General features: G+C 53.1%; 1 protein-coding gene. It reads left to right on the forward strand.

Annotated elements, in window-relative coordinates; translation table 11 throughout:
• Positions 1–129 precede the first annotated feature (129 nt).
• Positions 130–360 (forward strand): hypothetical protein (locus tag BHE89_RS24500; RefSeq protein WP_216080966.1); only part of this gene is annotated, 231 nt, incomplete at its 3' end.

Here is a 360-nt window from a genome sequence, read left to right on the forward strand (position 1 = left end):
AAATCATCGTCGATGCGATAGAGAGGGGACTCGGGCCGAAGATGGATGCCCAGAGCGATGAGGGGAGTGTCGCATTCCACTACAACCTGACGTTCCCCCCAGCAAGTCAGCGCCAAAATAAGAACGCTGATGCGAGAGCATAAACAGCCTGAGGGGCTACTGCTTTTTTATATTTTGAGCGCTGGGATCGAAAAGGAGCTCTACGTCAATCACCAGCTTACCTCGGAAGAAAGTGAGCACATGATGGACGTCTATCTGAATCCCCTTGCGATGAGGCCAAGAAAGGAGCAGCTCATCTTGGCGGATGCGATAAATGACACCCTCGCCAAAGGGGGGCATCGGCATGGTCGAAGGTGGAAC

Source organism: Shigella sp. FC1967 (assembly GCF_001743005.1).
In the GTDB taxonomy this organism is placed as follows: domain Bacteria; phylum Pseudomonadota; class Gammaproteobacteria; order Enterobacterales; family Enterobacteriaceae; genus Proteus.